The organism is Streptomyces sp. NPDC015346 (genome assembly GCF_043078785.1).
Taxonomy (GTDB): domain Bacteria; phylum Actinomycetota; class Actinomycetes; order Streptomycetales; family Streptomycetaceae; genus Streptomyces.
The window spans coordinates 804,100-818,873 of sequence record NZ_JBIBTW010000002.1 but is presented as its reverse complement, the minus strand read 5'-3'; the positions used below and the strand labels follow the sequence as shown (position 1 = coordinate 818,873).

The window sequence follows — 14,774 nt, the reverse complement described above, 5'->3', positions numbered from 1 at the left end:
TTCTGTGTCATCGCCTCATGCGTCCGTTCGGGTGCATCGCGTTACGTTCGGCCGATGCTTCGGATGTATCGCGACACCCTCTCCCTGCTCGGACCGGTGCTTCCGGTCGTCTCGTTCCTGGGGCGGCTGCCGACCGCCATGTGCCAGCTCGGCAGCCTGCTCCTGGTCGCGGAGACCAGCGGATCCCTCACCACGGCGGGGCTCGCGGGAGGGGCGCTCGCGGCGGGACAGACGGTCGCCGGACCGGTCATCGGCCGGCTCGCCGACCGGCGCGGACAGCGCGGGGTCGTCCTCGCGGCCTCGCTGGCCAACGCGGTGGCCGTGGCGGCGCTGGTGGTCGCGGCGCTCGGGCACGCGGCGACGGGGTGGCTGGTGCTGCTCGGGGCGCTCGCCGGTGCGACCGTCCCGCAGGTCGGGCCGCTCGCCCGGACCCGGTCGGTCGCCCTGGCGCGACGCTCGGGGGCGGACGACCGCCGGGTGGGGGCGCTGCTGTCGTTCGAAGGGACGCTGGACGAGGTGTCGTTCGTCCTCGGCCCCGCGCTGGTCGGGCTCGCCGCGGCGCTCGCGCATCCGGCGGCGGCGCTGGTCCTGGCGGCGGTTCTCCTGGCGACGTGTGGCACGGCGTTCGCCCTGCACCCGTCGGCGGGGGTGGCGGAGGCGCGGGGAGGGGCGGGCACCACTCGGACGGGCGCGGCCCAACGGGGGCGGCTGCCCCGGTCCGCGTACGCCCTTCGGGTCACGATGGTGCTTCAGGGCGCCATGTTCGGCGCCTCGCAGGCGGGGATCACCGCGCTCACCGAGAAGCTCGGCGCTCCGGCCCAGGCGGGGCTCGTCTACGCCGCGATGGGGGTGATGAGCGCGGCCGTCGGGCTGTCGATGGCGGCGGTGCCGGCGCGGATCGGGCTCGCGACGAGGTGGCGGGTGGCGACGGGGGCGCTCGTGGTGCTTTCGGTTCCGCTGCTGTTCGTCGACTCGCTCGTGGGGTTGTACGTGGTGGTGGTCGTGCTCGGCGCGGCGTACGCGCCGCACCTCATCACGGTCTTCGGCCTGACGGAGCGGACGGTCCCGGCGTCCCGGCTCGCCGAGTCCATGGCCTTCCTGACGAGCGGGGTCGTCGGCGGCCAGGCGCTGGCGCTGGCCCTCTCGGGCCGCCTGGCGGAAGGCTACGGGGCGCCGGCGGCCTTCGCGGTGGCGGTGGCGGCGGCCCTCCTCTGCGTCCCCCTCTCCTGGGCCCCCGTGCACCAGAAGCCCGCGCGGACCTCCTGACCGCCGCCCGCCCGCCCCGTTGCGCGCGCCCGCTCCGCCGGCCGGGCTCCACGCCCACCCCGCCACGTTGCGGCCACCCGCACCGCCCCGCCGGTTTGTGGGCAACTGTTCCGCAGGGCGATGGGAATCCCCCCGGACGGAGTCTGGGGGAGGGTGGGCACAACCCCACGACGGCGCCGCACCTGTGGTGACCGTACGGACCGGGAGCCTGGGCCCGGCAAGGGCGCCGTCCCGTGTGCCCACCCGTCCCGCCCTGCGGGACGATTGCCCACACGGGGCGGGGTGGGGGTTCAGGGCGGGGGCCCGCCCCGGCGGGGCCGGGGGCGCAACGGGGCGGGCGGGCCTCCGGGGCCTAAGCCGGGCGGCGGAGGACCGTCAGGCTGAGGGGGGCCAGGGTCACCCGTTCGCCGGCCGCCACCTTCGGGCCCTCCTGCGGCGGGATCCCCTCCGGGTGGGACGTGTCGACGACCACGCGCCAGGTCTGCCCGTGGTTGACCGGCACCTCGAACTCCAGCTCCTGCGACGACGCGTTGAACATCAGCAGGAACGAGTCGTCCGCGATCCGTTCCCCCTGCGGTCCCGGCTCCGAGATCGCGTTCCCGTTCAGGAAGACCGTCAGGGCCTGCGCGTGCGCCGCCTGCCAGTCCCGCGACGTCATCTCCTCGCCCTCCGGCGTGAACCAGGCGATGTCCGTCAGCTCGTCGTGCGTGCCCTCCACGGGACGCCCGTGGAAGAAGCGGCGCCGCCTGAACACCGGGTGGTCGCGGCGCAGCCGCACCATCGCCCGGGTGAACTCGAGCAGCGTGCCCTCCTCCTCGGCCCCCGGCTCCGGCCACCGCACCCACGCGACCTCGTTGTCCTGGCAGTACGCGTTGTTGTTGCCGCCCTGCGTCCGCCCGAACTCGTCGCCGTGGCTCAGCATCGGCACGCCCTGCGACAGCATCAGCGTCGCCAGGAAGTTCCGCATCTGGCGGGCCCGCAGCTCCCGGATGCCGATGTCGTCCGTGTCGCCCTCGGCGCCGCAGTTCCAGGACCGGTTGTGGCTCTCCCCGTCCCGGTTGCCCTCGCCGTTCGCCTCGTTGTGCTTGTGGTCGTACGAGACGAGGTCGCGCAGCGTGAACCCGTCGTGGCAGGTCACGAAGTTGACCGAGGCCAGCGGGCGCCGGCCGTCGTCCTGGTAGAGGTCGGAGGAGCCGGTAAGCCGGGACGCGAACTCCGCCAGCGTCCGCGGCTCGCCGCGCCACAGATCGCGCACGCAGTCGCGGTACTTGCCGTTCCACTCGGTCCACAGCGGCGGGAAGTTCCCCACCTGGTAGCCGCCCTCGCCCACGTCCCAGGGCTCGGCGATCAGCTTCACCTGGCTGACCACCGGATCCTGCTGCACCAGGTCGAAGAAGGACGACAGCCGGTCCACCTCGTGGAACTGCCTCGCCAGCGTCGCCGCCAGGTCGAAGCGGAAGCCGTCGACATGCATCTCCGTCACCCAGTACCGCAGGCTGTCCATGATCAGCTGCAGCACGTGCGGCGACCGCATGAGCAGCGAGTTTCCGGTGCCGGTGGTGTCGGTGTAGTAGCGGCGGTCGTTCGAGAGCCGGTAGTACGAGGGGTTGTCGAGCCCCCGGAAGGAGAGCGTCGGGCCCAGGTGATTGCCCTCGGCCGTGTGGTTGTAGACGACGTCGAGGATGACCTCGATACCGGCCTGGTGCAGCGCCCGCACCGCCGACTTGAACTCCAGGACCTGCTGGCCCCGGTCGCCCCAGGAGGCGTACGCGTTGTGCGGCGCGAAGAAGCCGATGGTGTTGTAGCCCCAGTAGTTCGCCAGGCCCGCGTCCACCAGGCGGTGGTCGTTGACGAACTGGTGGACCGGCATCAACTCCAGGGCCGTGACACCCAGTTCCTTCAGGTGACCGATCACCGAGGGGTGCGCGAGCCCCGCGTACGTCCCGCGCAGCTCCTCGGGCAGCTCCGGATGGAGCATCGTGAGGCCCTTCACATGGGCCTCGTAGATCACCGTCCGGTGGTAGTCGGTACGCGGCCGCCGGTCGTCACCCCAGTCGAAGTAGGGATTGACCACGACCGAGGACATCGTGTGCGGCGCGGAGTCGAGGTCGTTGCGCGAGTCCGGCCGCCCGAAGTGGTAGCCGTACACCGCCTCGCTCCAGTCGATGGAGCCCGACACCGCGCGGGCGTAGGGGTCGAGGAGCAGCTTCGCCGAGTTGCAGCGCTGCCCGCGCTCCGGCGCGTACGGCCCGTGGACCCGGAATCCGTACCGCTGACCCGGCATCACTCCCGGCAGATAGGCGTGCCGGACGAAGGCGTCCGTCTCGCGCAGCTCCACCGCGGTCTCCGAGCCGTCGTCGTGGAGCAGACACAGCTCGATTCTGTCGGCGGCCTCGGAGAAGACCGCGAAATTTGTTCCGGCGCCGTCGTAGGTGGCGCCCAGGGGATACGCCTGTCCCGGCCAGACCTGCATAGATAAGACTCTTCCATTCTGATCCGGGTGTGGGGGTGCACTCCGGCCAAATCCTGCCCGAAAGACGGGCAACCTCCTAGGACTTCGGCCCGTCCTACCGGGTGACCGCAGGGAAATAGGGGAGAACCGCAGTACAAGGGGGAAGTGTGTACGAAATAGTGCGCCGCCATCTGGGGAAGGTGGTGGCGGGCGCGGCCATCGCGGTGACCGGGACCGCCGTCATGGTGGGGATCACCCTGCCGGGGACCGCGGGGGCCGAGGACACCGCGAGAACCGGAGCCGCCGCCGGGCGTGGCGCCGGATCGGCGGCGCCCGAGGGGACGGACGGGGGGACGGGCGCCGCCGAGGGGGCGGGGAGCCCGCCGGGGCCGGCGACCATGGCCACCGCGCCGCCGGAGGGGGAGAAGGGGGTGGGCACCGATCCGCTCACCGACGACGAGCTGCGGCGGGCCGCCGCGCTGGCGCTGACCCCGCCGGCCAGGGCCGCCCAGCGCGATGTCGAGGGGGCCCGCGGGCCCCAGCACCTGGCCACCGAGCTGGCCGACCCGCGCCCCGAGGAGATCGACGACCCGGCCGCGCCACGCCGCGCCGAGGTGCGGTTCTACGACTACGAACGCGACGAGCTGATCACCCGGACCATCAACCTCGCCACCGGCAAGGTCGAGAACGCGGCCGTGCAGCGCGGGGTCCAGCCCTCGGCGCACCCCGACGAGCTGCGCGAGGCCCTCGAACTCATCCTGGCGGGCAAGCTCGGCGACGGCGTCCGCGAGGACTACAAGGACGCCACCGGCAAGCCTCTGACCTCGGCCGACCAGCTCTGGTTCAACGGGGACGTCTACCGCCCGTACCGCGAGGCGAACGTCCCGGCGCCGCTCGTGAAGTGCGGCGAACACCGCTGCGTCCGGCTGGTCACCAAGATCCTCAACGGTTCCTGGATCGACACCCGGAACCTGATCGTCGACCTGAGCGCCAGGACCGTCACCCGCGTCGGCTGACCTCCGGCGCCGCCGGCGTCCCGTGCGGACCGACCACCCGCACGTCCATCCGCCATCTGAACGTCCGTACGCCTGTACGCCCGTACGAGGGAGTTCGTATCCATGCCCGCTCCGTCGCTCACCGGCGCCCGCAAGCACGGCGCCGTGCTCGCCGCGGCCGCCCTGCTCGCCACCGCCACGGCCGCCGCGGGACCGGTGACCTCCGCCACCGCGGCCCCCGCCGCGCCCGCGCCGCCCCGGCCCGACTGCTCCGCCGCCTACCGCATCGAGCAGAAGCTCGACGGCGGGACCACCTGGCGCATGTGCTGGCGGTACGACACCGACTCCGGGCTCGTCCTGGACAAGGTGACCTACCAGCCCAAGAACCAGGCCACCCCGATACGCGTCCTGACCAGCGCCAAGCTCGCCCAGATCCATGTGCCGTACGACGACGGCAACGCCGAGTACGACGACCTCACCGGCGCCGGGTTCGGCTGGGGTCTGCAGAACCTGAAGCCGGCCGAGTGCCCCGGCGGCACCATCGCCAAGGTCAAGGTCCCCGAGCTCGGCGACGTGAGCGGCCTGTGCACCACGACCCGGGCGCGGGGACACGCCTACCGGATGGCCAACGACGAGGGCACCAAGGTCTGGCAGTCCCAGGGCAAGGACCTGCTCGTCTACACCGTCAACAAGGTCGCCTGGTACGAGTACATCACCGAGTGGCGCTTCTCCTCCGACGGCACCATCGCCGCCAACGTCGGGGCCACCGGCAGCCTCGCGCCCGGCGACTACAACGGGACCGACGGGCGCGGCTGGCCCATCGGCCACGGCGCCCGCTCCTACGCCACCAGCCACGCCCACAACGTCTTCTGGCGGCTCGACTTCGGCCTCGACGGCAGCGTCAAGGACCGGATCGAGCAGTACGACTCCAAGGTCACCGCCCCGAGCCGCAACGGCGGCCCGACCGTCAAGACCACCCGTACCCCGGTCACCAAGGAGCTCGCCGGGGACGCGAAGAACATGCGCTGGTGGCGGGTGGTCAGCGCCACCGGCAAGAACAAGGACGGCCACCCCCGCTCGTACGAGATCGTGCCCGGCCCCTCGAACACCCACGCGGGGCGCGGCTTCACCAAGCACGACATCTACTTCACCCAGAGCCGCGCCTGTGAGCAGTTCGCCAGCAACAACATCCTGAACTGCGGCCCGAACGCACCCGACAGCGTGGACAAGTGGGTCAACGGCGAGACGCTGACCGACCCCGCCGTCTGGGTCAACATCGGGTTCCACCACATCGCCCGGGACGAGGACCAGCAGCCGATGCCGGTGCACTGGCAGGGCTTCCAGCTCGCGCCCAGGGACGTGACCGCTATGAATCCGCTCACTCCCGCCGATCTCGCCGACCAGAACGGGGCTCCGCGACAGGGCAGTTGAGTCACGAGCCTGCCGATCCTGCTGCACCGCCTCCCGCTCCCGGAGTACCCTTCCTTGATCGTTGACAGACGGTCGGATCGGGCGTTCGGGAGCAGAAGGCGGTGCGCGGGTGAGCTCGGGAGGTCTGGAGCTGCCCCCAGGTGACGCGGGTCACGAGGGGGACTCCTCGGACCCCGTGGACGTGCCGCCCGGAGCGGTCTCGGTCGCCAGGCCGATGGAGATCGGGGCGGAGCTCGACTGGGGCGCCGAGGCCTGGAGCGAGGTGCGCACCCGGGCCCAGCGGGCGGGGCGGGCGTACATTTGGCTGAATCTCGTCGAGCAGCGGTTGCGGGCGGTGGTCGCCGCCGTCCTGCGGCCGGTGTACGAGCCGGTGCACGGCGAGGACTGGGTGGTGGCCGCGGCCGGTCCGGCCGGCCAGGAGTGGGTGCAGCGGGCGGTCGCCGTCCGGGAGGTCTCGCGGCGCAAGGGCTATCTCCTCGACCCGGCCGACGACAACGTCCTCAGCTTCCTCACGCTCCCGCAGCTGCGGGAGCTGATGGTGCAGCACTGGCCCTGCTTCGAGCCCTACTTCGACGACCGGCGCGAGGTCGAACTCGCCCTGGACGAGCTGGAGGTGACGCGGAACGTCGTCTCCCGCAACCGCGCCCTCTCGCTGACCGTCCTCGCCCAGTCCGAACGGGCCTCGGCCCGTCTTCTGGAGATCCTCGGCAGCGGGGCGGGTGTGCCGTCCGCCGACCGGCTCCCCGTGGACGCGGTCGAGGACCTGGTCGGCGACCGGTACGCGGACGTGGTCTCGGTCCACTCCGACCGGGTGCGGTTGCAGCGGCAGATCCCCGCCGAGGACCTGTTCGGCGGGGCGCGGCGCCTCGACGCCACCGGGATAGGTCTGAACCTGCTGGTGCAGAACTTCTCCGGGCGGCGTCTGGTCAGGCTCGCCGAGTCGGGCTGCCGGATACGGCTGCTGTTCCTCAACCCGGCCAGCAGCGCCGTCAAGCGGCGCGAGCGCGAACTGGGTCTGAAGAAGGGGGAGCTGAGCCGCTCGGTGGAGATGAACATCCTCCACATGCGCCGGGTGCGCTCCAAGCTGCGGGACCCGGGCGCCTTCCAGATCCACGTCTTCGACGAGACCCCGCGCTTCACCGCCTACCTCGTCGACGGGGACGGTCCGGACGGGGTCGCCGTCGTCCAGTCCTATCTGCGGCGGGCGCGCGGGATGGAGGCGCCGGTGCTCGTGCTGCGCGGCGGCGGGCGGAACGTGGTGCGGGCCGGTGGGCCGGACGGCCGGGACGGCGAACACGGACTTTTCGAGACATACAGGGAGGAGTTCGAGTCGGTGTGGCTCGACTCCCGTCCGGTCTCCTGAGTCTCCCGAGGGCGTTGTCAGTGGCGCGTGCGAGGGTGTTCAGCACCACGGGGGAGATCACGTAAGGAGGACCCGATGGCTTGGCATGGGGAAGAGCTGGTCGGTTTCGACCTGGAGACGACCGGCACCGAACCGCTGGAGGCACGGATCGTGACGGCCTCGATCGTCGGCGTCCACGGTGGACGGGTGGTGCGGCAGCGGGACTGGCTCGCCGACCCGGGGATCCGCATCCCGGCACAGGCGTCCGCGATCCACGGCATCAGCAACGAACGGGCGGCCGCCGAAGGCCGCCCGGTGCGCGAGGTGGCCGACGAGATCGCCGAGACCCTGACGGGGTACTGGCGCCAGGGCGTCCCGGTCGTGGCGTACAACGCGGCCTTCGACCTGACCCTGCTCTCCGCCGAACTGCGCCGCCACGGACTCCCCTCGCTGAGCGACCGGCTCGGCGGCGCGGGCATCGGCCCGGTCGTCGACCCGTACACCATCGACCGGGCCGTCGACCGCTACCGCCGGGGGAAGCGGAATCTGGAGGCGGTCTGCGGGGAGTACGGCGTGGTCCTCGACACCGCGCACCAGGCCGCCGCCGACGCGCTGGCCGCCGTGCGGGTGGCCGTGGCGATAGCCGAGCGGCACCCGTCGGTCGCCGCGCTCACCCCGGTCGAACTGCACGAGCGTCAGATCGACTGGTACCGCGTCTGGGCGGAGGACTTCCAGGACTTCCTGCGCCGCAAGGGGAGCCCGGAGGCGGTCGTCGACCCGTCGTGGCCCCTGCGGGAGCTCGCGCCGGTGGCCTCCTGAGCCGGTGGCCTCCTGACGGGCGGGACGTGGGCGGGACCGTCAGCCCGCCGGGTTCTCGGCGAGGAAGTCCAGGAGCAGTTCGTTGACGCGCTCCGGACGGTCCAGCGGGAGCCAGTGGCCCGCGTTCTCGACGCGCTCGTAGCGCCAGGTGCCGTCCACGTGCTTGGCGGTGCCGGTCATCGACCGCTCCGTGAGGAAGCGGTCGCCGGTGGACCAGACACCCATCACGGGACCGGGCAGCGGCGGCACCGGCAGGGCCGGACCGAACTGCACCTCGGCCGGAAGGCCGGCACGGTAGATGTTCAGGGCGGCCGTGAGCGCGCCGGGCGCGCGCAGCGGCTCGACGACCGCCTCCGCGTCGGGGTGTTCGCCCAGCATGTCCCGGAAGTTGGCGAAGTCGTCCCGCGCGAGCCAGTCCTCGGCGAGCCCCGCGAGCTGGAAGAGGACCATGTACCAGGACCGCTGCCTCTGCTCCCAGCCCGCGTCACGGATCGCCGCGAGATGCCCCACGGACAGGATGCTCAAGCTGGCCATCCGGTCGGGCGCGACCTGGGCGAGGCCCTGCACGATGCCCGAGCCCCAGTCGTGACCGATCAGATGGACCGGCCCGGCGGCCCCCAGCCGGTCGAGGAGCTGGAGCAGATCGCCGACGTGCTTGGCCGGGTGGTACGCCTCCGGGCCGCCCTCGGGCCGGTCCGAGGCGCCGAAGCCGCGCAGCGTCGGAGCCACGCACCGGTATCCGGCGGCGGTCAGGGCCGGCACCTGATGGCGCCAGAGGTGGTGGCTGTCGGGGAAGCCGTGCACCAGCAGCACGGTGGGGCCCTCGCCGCTCACCTCGACGTCCAGGGCCACCTCGGCCAGCTCCACACGCATCACAACACCCCGTTCCCGAAGGCCTTTTCCGGTCCCGGTCATGATGTCAGAACGGGTACCAGCGCACCTCGGGGTCACCGTCCCGCAGCGAGGCCACCCGCCGCTCGAACTCGGCCAGCGCCTTCGGGTTCGCCGGCGCGTGCTGGGCCACCCAGGCGCAGCTCGCGGTCTCCCGGGCCCCGCGCAGCACAGCGCATCCCTCCCAGTCGCGCACGTCCCAGCCGTACGCCTCGGTGAAGGCGTCGTAGGCGGCGGGGTCGAGCCCGTACCGGTCGCGGGAGAGGGCGAGGACCACGAGGTCGTGCTCGCGCAGGTCGGAGGAGAAGGTCTCCAGGTCGACGAGGACCGGCCCGTCGGGGCCGACGTGGACGTTGCGGGGCAGCGCGTCGCCGTGGACCGGGCCCGGGGTGAGGTGCGGGGTGAGCGCGGCCGCCGCCGGGGCGAAGGAGTCGCGCCGCTCCCGCAGGAAGGCCGCGTCGGCCGGGTCGATGGCGTCACCGGCGAGCCGCAGCCACCGCTCGACCCCGTCGAGCAGTTCGCGGCGGGGGAGGGTGAAGGACGTCGGCTCCGGCAGCGTGTGGACCCGGCGCAGCAGCGGCGCGAGGTCGCGGGGTTCGGCCGGCCGGACGGCCTGCGGCAGCCGGTGCCAGAGGGTGACCGGGTGGCCGTCCACCAGACGCGGCTTCGGCTCGGCCGCCCGTACGGCAGGGACGCCGCTCTCGGCGAGCCAGTCGGCGAGCGCCAGCTCCCGCTCGGCGCGGGCCAGCAGCTCCGCGTCCCGGCCGATCTTGACCACGAGACCGCCCACGGCGAAGACCGCGTTCTCGCCGAGGGCGAGCAGCGACGCCTCCGGCTCCCGGGCCGGCAGCCCCGCGGCGGCCAGGATCTCCCGTGCCCGCGCCTCGTCCATCCGTCTCTCCGTATCTCACCGATGCGTGTGCGAATCAGCCAAAGTCTCGCATCCGTGCAGGTGGCCTTGACGAAGCGACGGACCGTCAGGACCATGACGGAGGCCGATGCAACGTGGCAAAAGGCGCATAAGGGGTCGAATCTGTGAGTGTGGAGACCGCGACGAAGCGGTCCGGCGGAACAGCGGCCGCCGGCGAGAGACCCGGACGCGCGCGGCCGCCGGGGCGGGACCACGGCGCCTGGTTCCTCGTGCTGCCCGCCCTGATCCCCATCCTGATCCTGAGCGTCGGGCCGCTGGTCTACGGCATCCTCCTCGCCTTCACCGACGCCCAGTCCGGCCGCACCCAGGCCACCCGGTGGGTGGGCACGCTCAACTTCCAGGACCTGCTGCACGACTCGCTCTTCTGGGAGTCCTTCCGGATCGGCCTGCTCTGGGCCGTCGGCGTCACCGTCCCGCAGTTCCTGCTCGCCCTCGGCCTCGCGCTGCTGCTCAACCAGAACCTCCGCTTCCGCTGGCTGGCGCGGGCGCTCGCGATCATCCCCTGGGCGATGCCCGAGGTCGTGGTCGGCATCATGTGGCGGCTGGTCTACAACCCCGACGCCGGCATCCTCAACGAGACCCTCCGCGACCTGGGCCTGGGCGACGGGCGCGACTGGCTCACCGGGCTCGCCACCGCCCTGCCGGCCGTGATCCTCGTCGGCGTCTGGGCCGGCATGCCGCAGACCACGGTCGCCCTGCTCGCCGGGCTGCAGAACACCCCGCACGAACTCCACGAGGCCGCCGCCCTCGACGGCGCGGGCGCCTGGCGCCGCTTCCGTACCGTCACCTGGCCCGCCCTCAAGCCGGTCGCCCTCGCCATCACCGCGCTCAACTTCATCTGGAACTTCAACTCCTTCGCCCTGGTCTACGTCCTGACCAACGGCGGACCCGGCGGCCGCACCCGGCTTCCCATGCTCTTCGCCTACGAAGAGGCCTTCCGTTACGGACAGTTCGGGTACGCCGCCGCCATGGGCTGTGTCATGGTCGCCGTCATCTCCGTGCTCCTCGCCCTCTATCTCGTCGGACGGCTGAAGGGGGACCAGGACCGGTGAGCACACTCCGTACCAGCAGGCCCGCGAGGTTCGGCCAGTACCTCGCGCTTCTCGCGTATCTGGTGTTCCTCGCCTTCCCGTTCCTCTGGCTGATCTCCACCGCCTTCAAGCCGGCCACCGAACTCGGCTCGCTCCACCCCACCTGGATCCCGGAGGAGCCCACCCTCGCCAACTTCCGGCAGGCCTTCGACGAGCAGCCGCTGCTCCGGGCCGCCGGGAACAGCCTGCTCGCCGCCCTCTCCGCGGCCCTGATCGCCGTCCTCATCGCCACGCCCATGGCCTATGTGATGGCCCGCCACCGCGGCCGGCTCGCCACGGCCGCCACCGGCTGGGTGGTGATCAGCCAGGCGTTCCCCTTCGTCCTGGTGATCATCCCGCTCTCGTCCTCAAGAACCTGCACCTGATCAACAGCCTCTTCGGACTGGTCCTGGTGTACGTCGTCTGGTCGCTGCCGTTCGCGCTGTGGATGCTGGCCGGGTACGTACGGGCCGTCCCGGCCGAGCTGGAGGAGGCCGCGGCCGTCGACGGCGCCGGGAAGCTCCGTACGCTCGTCTCGGTCACCGCCCCGCTGCTCGCCCCCGGCATCGTCGCCACCGCGCTCTTCGCCTTCATCACCGCATGGAACGAGTTCTTCTTCGCGCTCGTCCTGCTCAAGACCCCGGAGAAGCAGACCTTGCCGGTCGTCCTCACCCACTTCCTCGGCGCCGAGGGCGTCGCCGACCTCGGGCCGCTGGCCGCGGCGGCGTTCCTCGCCACGATCCCCTCGCTGGTGATCTTCGCGATCATCCAGAAACGCATCACGGGCGGGATGCTGGCAGGGGCGGTGAAGTCCTGATGCGCGCCGGACGTCCCCGCAGGGTGCTCACCGCGGCGGCGGCCGCGCTGGCCCTGCTGCTCGCCGGCTGCTCCTCGGACGGGGACCGCGCGGAGGGCGGGAAGATCCGGCTCCGCTTCCAGTCCCTGGCCTGGCAGCAGGAGTCCGTCGAGGCCAACAAGGAGCTGGTGGCGGAGTGGAACGCCGCCCACCCCGACATCCAGGTGGAGTACGTCCAGGGCAGCTGGGACTCCGTCCACGACCAGCTCCTGACCTCCTTCGAGGGCGGCGAGGCGCCCGACATCATCCATGACGCCTCCGACGACCTCGCCGACTTCGCCTACGGCGGCTACCTCGCCGACCTGACCACGCTCCTGCCCGCGCGGCTGAAGGCGGACATCCCCGCGCGCAGCTGGCGGACCACGACCTTCGGCGAGGGGATCTACGGCGTGCCGTTCCTCCAGGAACCGCGCGTGATCATGGCGAACAAGAAGATCCTGGAATCCTCGGGCGTCCGGATCCCGACCCCCGAACGGCCGTGGAGCTGGGAGGAGTTCCGGCAGGTCACCAAGGAGCTGACGGCGACCATGGGCAAGGGGAGGTACGCGATCGCCTGGCCGCTCAAGGAGCCGGTCTCGGTCAGCCTCAACCTCGGGCTCTCGGCCGGCGGACAGCTCTTCCACCGCGGCGCGGACGGCAAGGTCACGGTCCGCTTCACCGAGGCCGACGGGATCGTGCCCGGAACCGTCCACGACCAGGTCAACACCGACCGCAGCGCCTCGCGTTCCACTCTCGGCACGGGCGGCTCGGACGCCCTGCCCGGTTTCTTCGGCGGCAAGTACGCGATGGTCCCGCTGGGTTTCTCCTACCGGCAGCAGATCACCCAGCAGGCGCCGAAGGGTTTCGAGTGGATCGTGCTGCCCGCGCCGGCCGGCAAGGAAGGACTCGCCCAGGGCGTCAGCCCGCAGACGCTGTCGATCGCCGAGGACAGCCCGTACAAGAAGGAGGCGGCGCGGTTCCTCGACTTCTTCCTCCAGCCCCGCAACATGGTCCGTCTGGCGCGCGGCGACTGGATGCTGCCGACCGGTACGGCGGCGCTCGCGGACCCGTCCCTGCACACCGCGAAGGACGGCTGGGCGACGGGGGTGGCGGTCGCCGAGCAGCTGCGCCCGGCTCCGGCGCAGTCGGTCCGCGGCTATCCCGAGTGGAAGGACAAGGTGGCCACGCCGGCGTTCCAGGAGTACTACAGCGGGGCCATCGACGCCGATGAGCTGCGCAGACGGTTGGTGGAGGACGGCAATCTGGTGCTCGCCCGCTACCAGCGCGGCTGAGCCGCGAGGGGGCGGTCGAAAGAAAGGGAGTGGACGAGACGTCTCGTCTCGTTTAAGTTGGGGTCATGACCACCACCCCGCGTGCCCATATCGCCATGTTCTCCATCGCCGCCCACGGCCATGTGAACCCGAGCCTCGAAGTGATCCGCGAGCTCGTCGCCCGCGAGCACCGCGTCAGCTACGCCATCCCGGCGTCCTTCGCCGAGAAGGTCGCCGCGACCGGCGCCACCCCCGTCGTCTACACCTCGACGCTCCCCACCGACGACGACCCGGAGGCGTGGGGCACCGAGCTCATCGACAACATCGAGCCCTTCCTCGACGACGCGATCCAGGCGCTGCCCCAGCTCGCGCGGGCCTTCGACGCCGACCCGCCGGACCTCGTCCTGCACGACATCACCGCCTACCCCGCGCCGGTCCTCGCTCACCGCTGGGGCGTGCCCGCCGTCGGGCTCTGGCCGAACCTCGTCCCCTGGGAGGGGTACGAAGAAGAGGTGGCGGAACCGATGTTCGCGAAGCTCAAGGCCTCCGAGCGCGGACAGGCGTACTACGCGCGCTTCGAGGCGTGGCTCGCCGAACACGGCGTCGACACCCACCCCGACCGGCTCATCTCGCGCCCCCGCCGCGCGCTGGTGCTCATCCCCGAGGCGCTCCAGCCGCACGCCGAGCGGGTCGACACCTCCGTCTTCACCTTCGTCGGCGCCTGCCAGGGTGAGCGGGCCGACCAGGGGGAGTGGCGGCGGCCGGAGGGCGCCGAGAAGGTGTTCCTCGTGTCGCTCGGCTCGGCCTTCACCAAGCAGCCCGACTTCTACAGGGCCTGCGTCGCCGCCTTCGGCGACCTGCCCGGCTGGCATGTCGTGCTGCAGATCGGCAAGTTCGTCGACCCCGCCGACCTCGGCGAGGTCCCGGCCAACGTCGAGGTGCGTTCCTGGGTGCCGCAACTGGCGATCCTCCGGGAGGCCGACGCCTTCATCACCCACGCCGGGGCGGGCGGCAGCCAGGAGGGGCTCGCCACCGCCACCCCGATGGTCGCCGTCCCGCAGGCCGTCGACCAGTTCGGCAACGCGGACATGCTCCAGTCGCTCGGCGTGGCCCGCCATGTGCCGATGGAGGAGGCGACGGCCGATCGCCTTCGGGAAGCCGTGCTCGGCCTCGTCGACGACCCGAGGGTGGCCGTGCGGCTGAAGGAGATCCAGGCCGGGATGGCCGGCGAGGGCGGCACGCGCCGGGCGGCGGACCTGATCGAGGCCGAACTGGCCTGAGAACAGCCCGACATCACATCGGAAGGCCCCTGGAAAGCCAGGGGGCCTTTCCCATGGCCCGAGTTGGTGGGAGATGACCGCTTTATTATTAAGAAACCTTGTTGAATAAGTCACAGGTGTATGAAGGTCTTGATTTGCACTCGTCAATCGGTCAGGGTTTCGAGTCAGCCGCCGGAGAGTTTCCTTCCGGT

Annotated in this window: 11 protein-coding genes and 1 pseudogene; 9 read left to right on the top strand and 3 right to left on the bottom strand. The window is 71.7% G+C overall.

The features are described 5' to 3' along the window. Positions 1 to 54 precede the first annotated feature (54 nt). Complete coding sequence (locus tag ACF06X_RS09680; protein WP_392286663.1) at positions 55 to 1,266, top strand: MFS transporter; 1,212 nt, start codon at positions 55 to 57, stop codon at positions 1,264 to 1,266. 352 nt (positions 1,267 to 1,618) lie between these two features. On the opposite strand, the gene glgX is transcribed toward ACF06X_RS09680, so the two are convergent. Further along, positions 1,619 to 3,739 carry a glycogen debranching protein GlgX gene (gene glgX, locus ACF06X_RS09675; protein ID WP_392286662.1) on the bottom strand — a complete coding sequence of 707 codons (2,121 nt, stop codon included), beginning with the start codon at positions 3,737 to 3,739 and terminating at the stop codon, positions 1,619 to 1,621. 146 nt (positions 3,740 to 3,885) lie between these two features. Here glgX and ACF06X_RS09670 point away from each other — a divergent pair, with 146 nt between their 5' ends. From ACF06X_RS09670 to ACF06X_RS09655, 4 genes are all read left to right on the top strand, one after another. After that, positions 3,886 to 4,734 carry a Tat pathway signal sequence domain protein gene (locus ACF06X_RS09670; RefSeq protein WP_392286661.1) on the top strand — a complete coding sequence of 283 codons (849 nt, stop codon included), beginning with the start codon at positions 3,886 to 3,888 and terminating at the stop codon, positions 4,732 to 4,734. A gap of 102 nt (positions 4,735 to 4,836) precedes the next feature. Then, entirely contained in the window at positions 4,837 to 6,144 is a 1,308-nt protein-coding gene (locus ACF06X_RS09665; RefSeq protein WP_392286660.1) for a copper amine oxidase, read from the top strand. Between the two features lie 109 nt (positions 6,145 to 6,253). Then, the gene (locus ACF06X_RS09660) at positions 6,254 to 7,507 is read left to right on the top strand and encodes an SAV2148 family HEPN domain-containing protein (RefSeq protein WP_392286659.1); all 1,254 of its coding nucleotides are present in this window, start codon (positions 6,254 to 6,256) and stop codon (positions 7,505 to 7,507) included. Positions 7,508 to 7,582: 75 nt separating this feature from the next. Continuing rightward, positions 7,583 to 8,305, top strand: a complete 723-nt coding sequence (locus ACF06X_RS09655; protein WP_392286658.1) for a 3'-5' exonuclease — start codon at positions 7,583 to 7,585, stop codon at positions 8,303 to 8,305. Positions 8,306 to 8,344: 39 nt separating this feature from the next. Here the strand turns inward: ACF06X_RS09655 and ACF06X_RS09650 are convergent, their stop codons facing one another. Together ACF06X_RS09650 and ACF06X_RS09645 are read right to left on the bottom strand one after the other, a co-directional pair. Continuing rightward, complete coding sequence (locus ACF06X_RS09650; protein ID WP_392286657.1) at positions 8,345 to 9,178, bottom strand: alpha/beta fold hydrolase; 834 nt, start codon at positions 9,176 to 9,178, stop codon at positions 8,345 to 8,347. Positions 9,179 to 9,224: 46 nt separating this feature from the next. Beyond that, complete coding sequence (locus ACF06X_RS09645) at positions 9,225 to 10,088, bottom strand: phosphotransferase enzyme family protein (RefSeq protein ID WP_392286656.1); 864 nt, start codon at positions 10,086 to 10,088, stop codon at positions 9,225 to 9,227. A 149-nt stretch (positions 10,089 to 10,237) separates the two neighbouring features. Here ACF06X_RS09645 and ACF06X_RS09640 point away from each other — a divergent pair, with 149 nt between their 5' ends. The 4 genes and pseudogenes from ACF06X_RS09640 to mgt all read left to right on the top strand — a co-directional run bounded on the left by ACF06X_RS09640 (position 10,238) and on the right by mgt (position 14,583). Then, the gene (locus ACF06X_RS09640; RefSeq protein ID WP_392286908.1) at positions 10,238 to 11,179 is read left to right on the top strand and encodes a carbohydrate ABC transporter permease; all 942 of its coding nucleotides are present in this window, start codon (positions 10,238 to 10,240) and stop codon (positions 11,177 to 11,179) included. Then, positions 11,176 to 12,014, top strand: a pseudogene (locus tag ACF06X_RS09635) (carbohydrate ABC transporter permease). Before ACF06X_RS09640 ends, ACF06X_RS09635 begins: the two are co-directional and overlap by 4 nt. Further along, positions 12,014 to 13,324 (top strand): ABC transporter substrate-binding protein, encoded by a 1,311-nt coding sequence (locus ACF06X_RS09630; protein WP_392286655.1) that lies wholly within the window; start codon positions 12,014 to 12,016, stop codon positions 13,322 to 13,324. The pseudogene ACF06X_RS09635 and the gene ACF06X_RS09630 overlap by 1 nt, the downstream one beginning before the upstream one ends. Before the next feature lie 65 nt (positions 13,325 to 13,389). Beyond that, positions 13,390 to 14,583 carry a macrolide-inactivating glycosyltransferase gene (gene mgt / locus ACF06X_RS09625; RefSeq protein WP_392286654.1) on the top strand — a complete coding sequence of 398 codons (1,194 nt, stop codon included), beginning with the start codon at positions 13,390 to 13,392 and terminating at the stop codon, positions 14,581 to 14,583. The last annotated feature ends 191 nt before the right edge of the window (positions 14,584 to 14,774 follow it).

Excerpts from the sequence above, each read along its gene's own strand:
- mgt (WP_392286654.1), top strand. The coding sequence starts at position 13,390 with ATGACCACCACCCCGCGTGCCCATATCGCCATGTTCTCCATCGCCGCC.
- ACF06X_RS09630 (WP_392286655.1), top strand. The coding sequence starts at position 12,014 with ATGCGCGCCGGACGTCCCCGCAGGGTGCTCACCGCGGCGGCGGCCGCG.
- ACF06X_RS09665 (WP_392286660.1), top strand. The coding sequence starts at position 4,837 with ATGCCCGCTCCGTCGCTCACCGGCGCCCGCAAGCACGGCGCCGTGCTC.
- ACF06X_RS09680 (WP_392286663.1), top strand. The coding sequence starts at position 55 with ATGCTTCGGATGTATCGCGACACCCTCTCCCTGCTCGGACCGGTGCTT.
- glgX (WP_392286662.1), bottom strand. The coding sequence starts at position 3,739 with ATGCAGGTCTGGCCGGGACAGGCGTATCCCCTGGGCGCCACCTACGAC.
- ACF06X_RS09655 (WP_392286658.1), top strand. The coding sequence starts at position 7,583 with ATGGCTTGGCATGGGGAAGAGCTGGTCGGTTTCGACCTGGAGACGACC.
- ACF06X_RS09645 (WP_392286656.1), bottom strand. The coding sequence starts at position 10,088 with ATGGACGAGGCGCGGGCACGGGAGATCCTGGCCGCCGCGGGGCTGCCG.
- ACF06X_RS09650 (WP_392286657.1), bottom strand. The coding sequence starts at position 9,178 with ATGCGTGTGGAGCTGGCCGAGGTGGCCCTGGACGTCGAGGTGAGCGGC.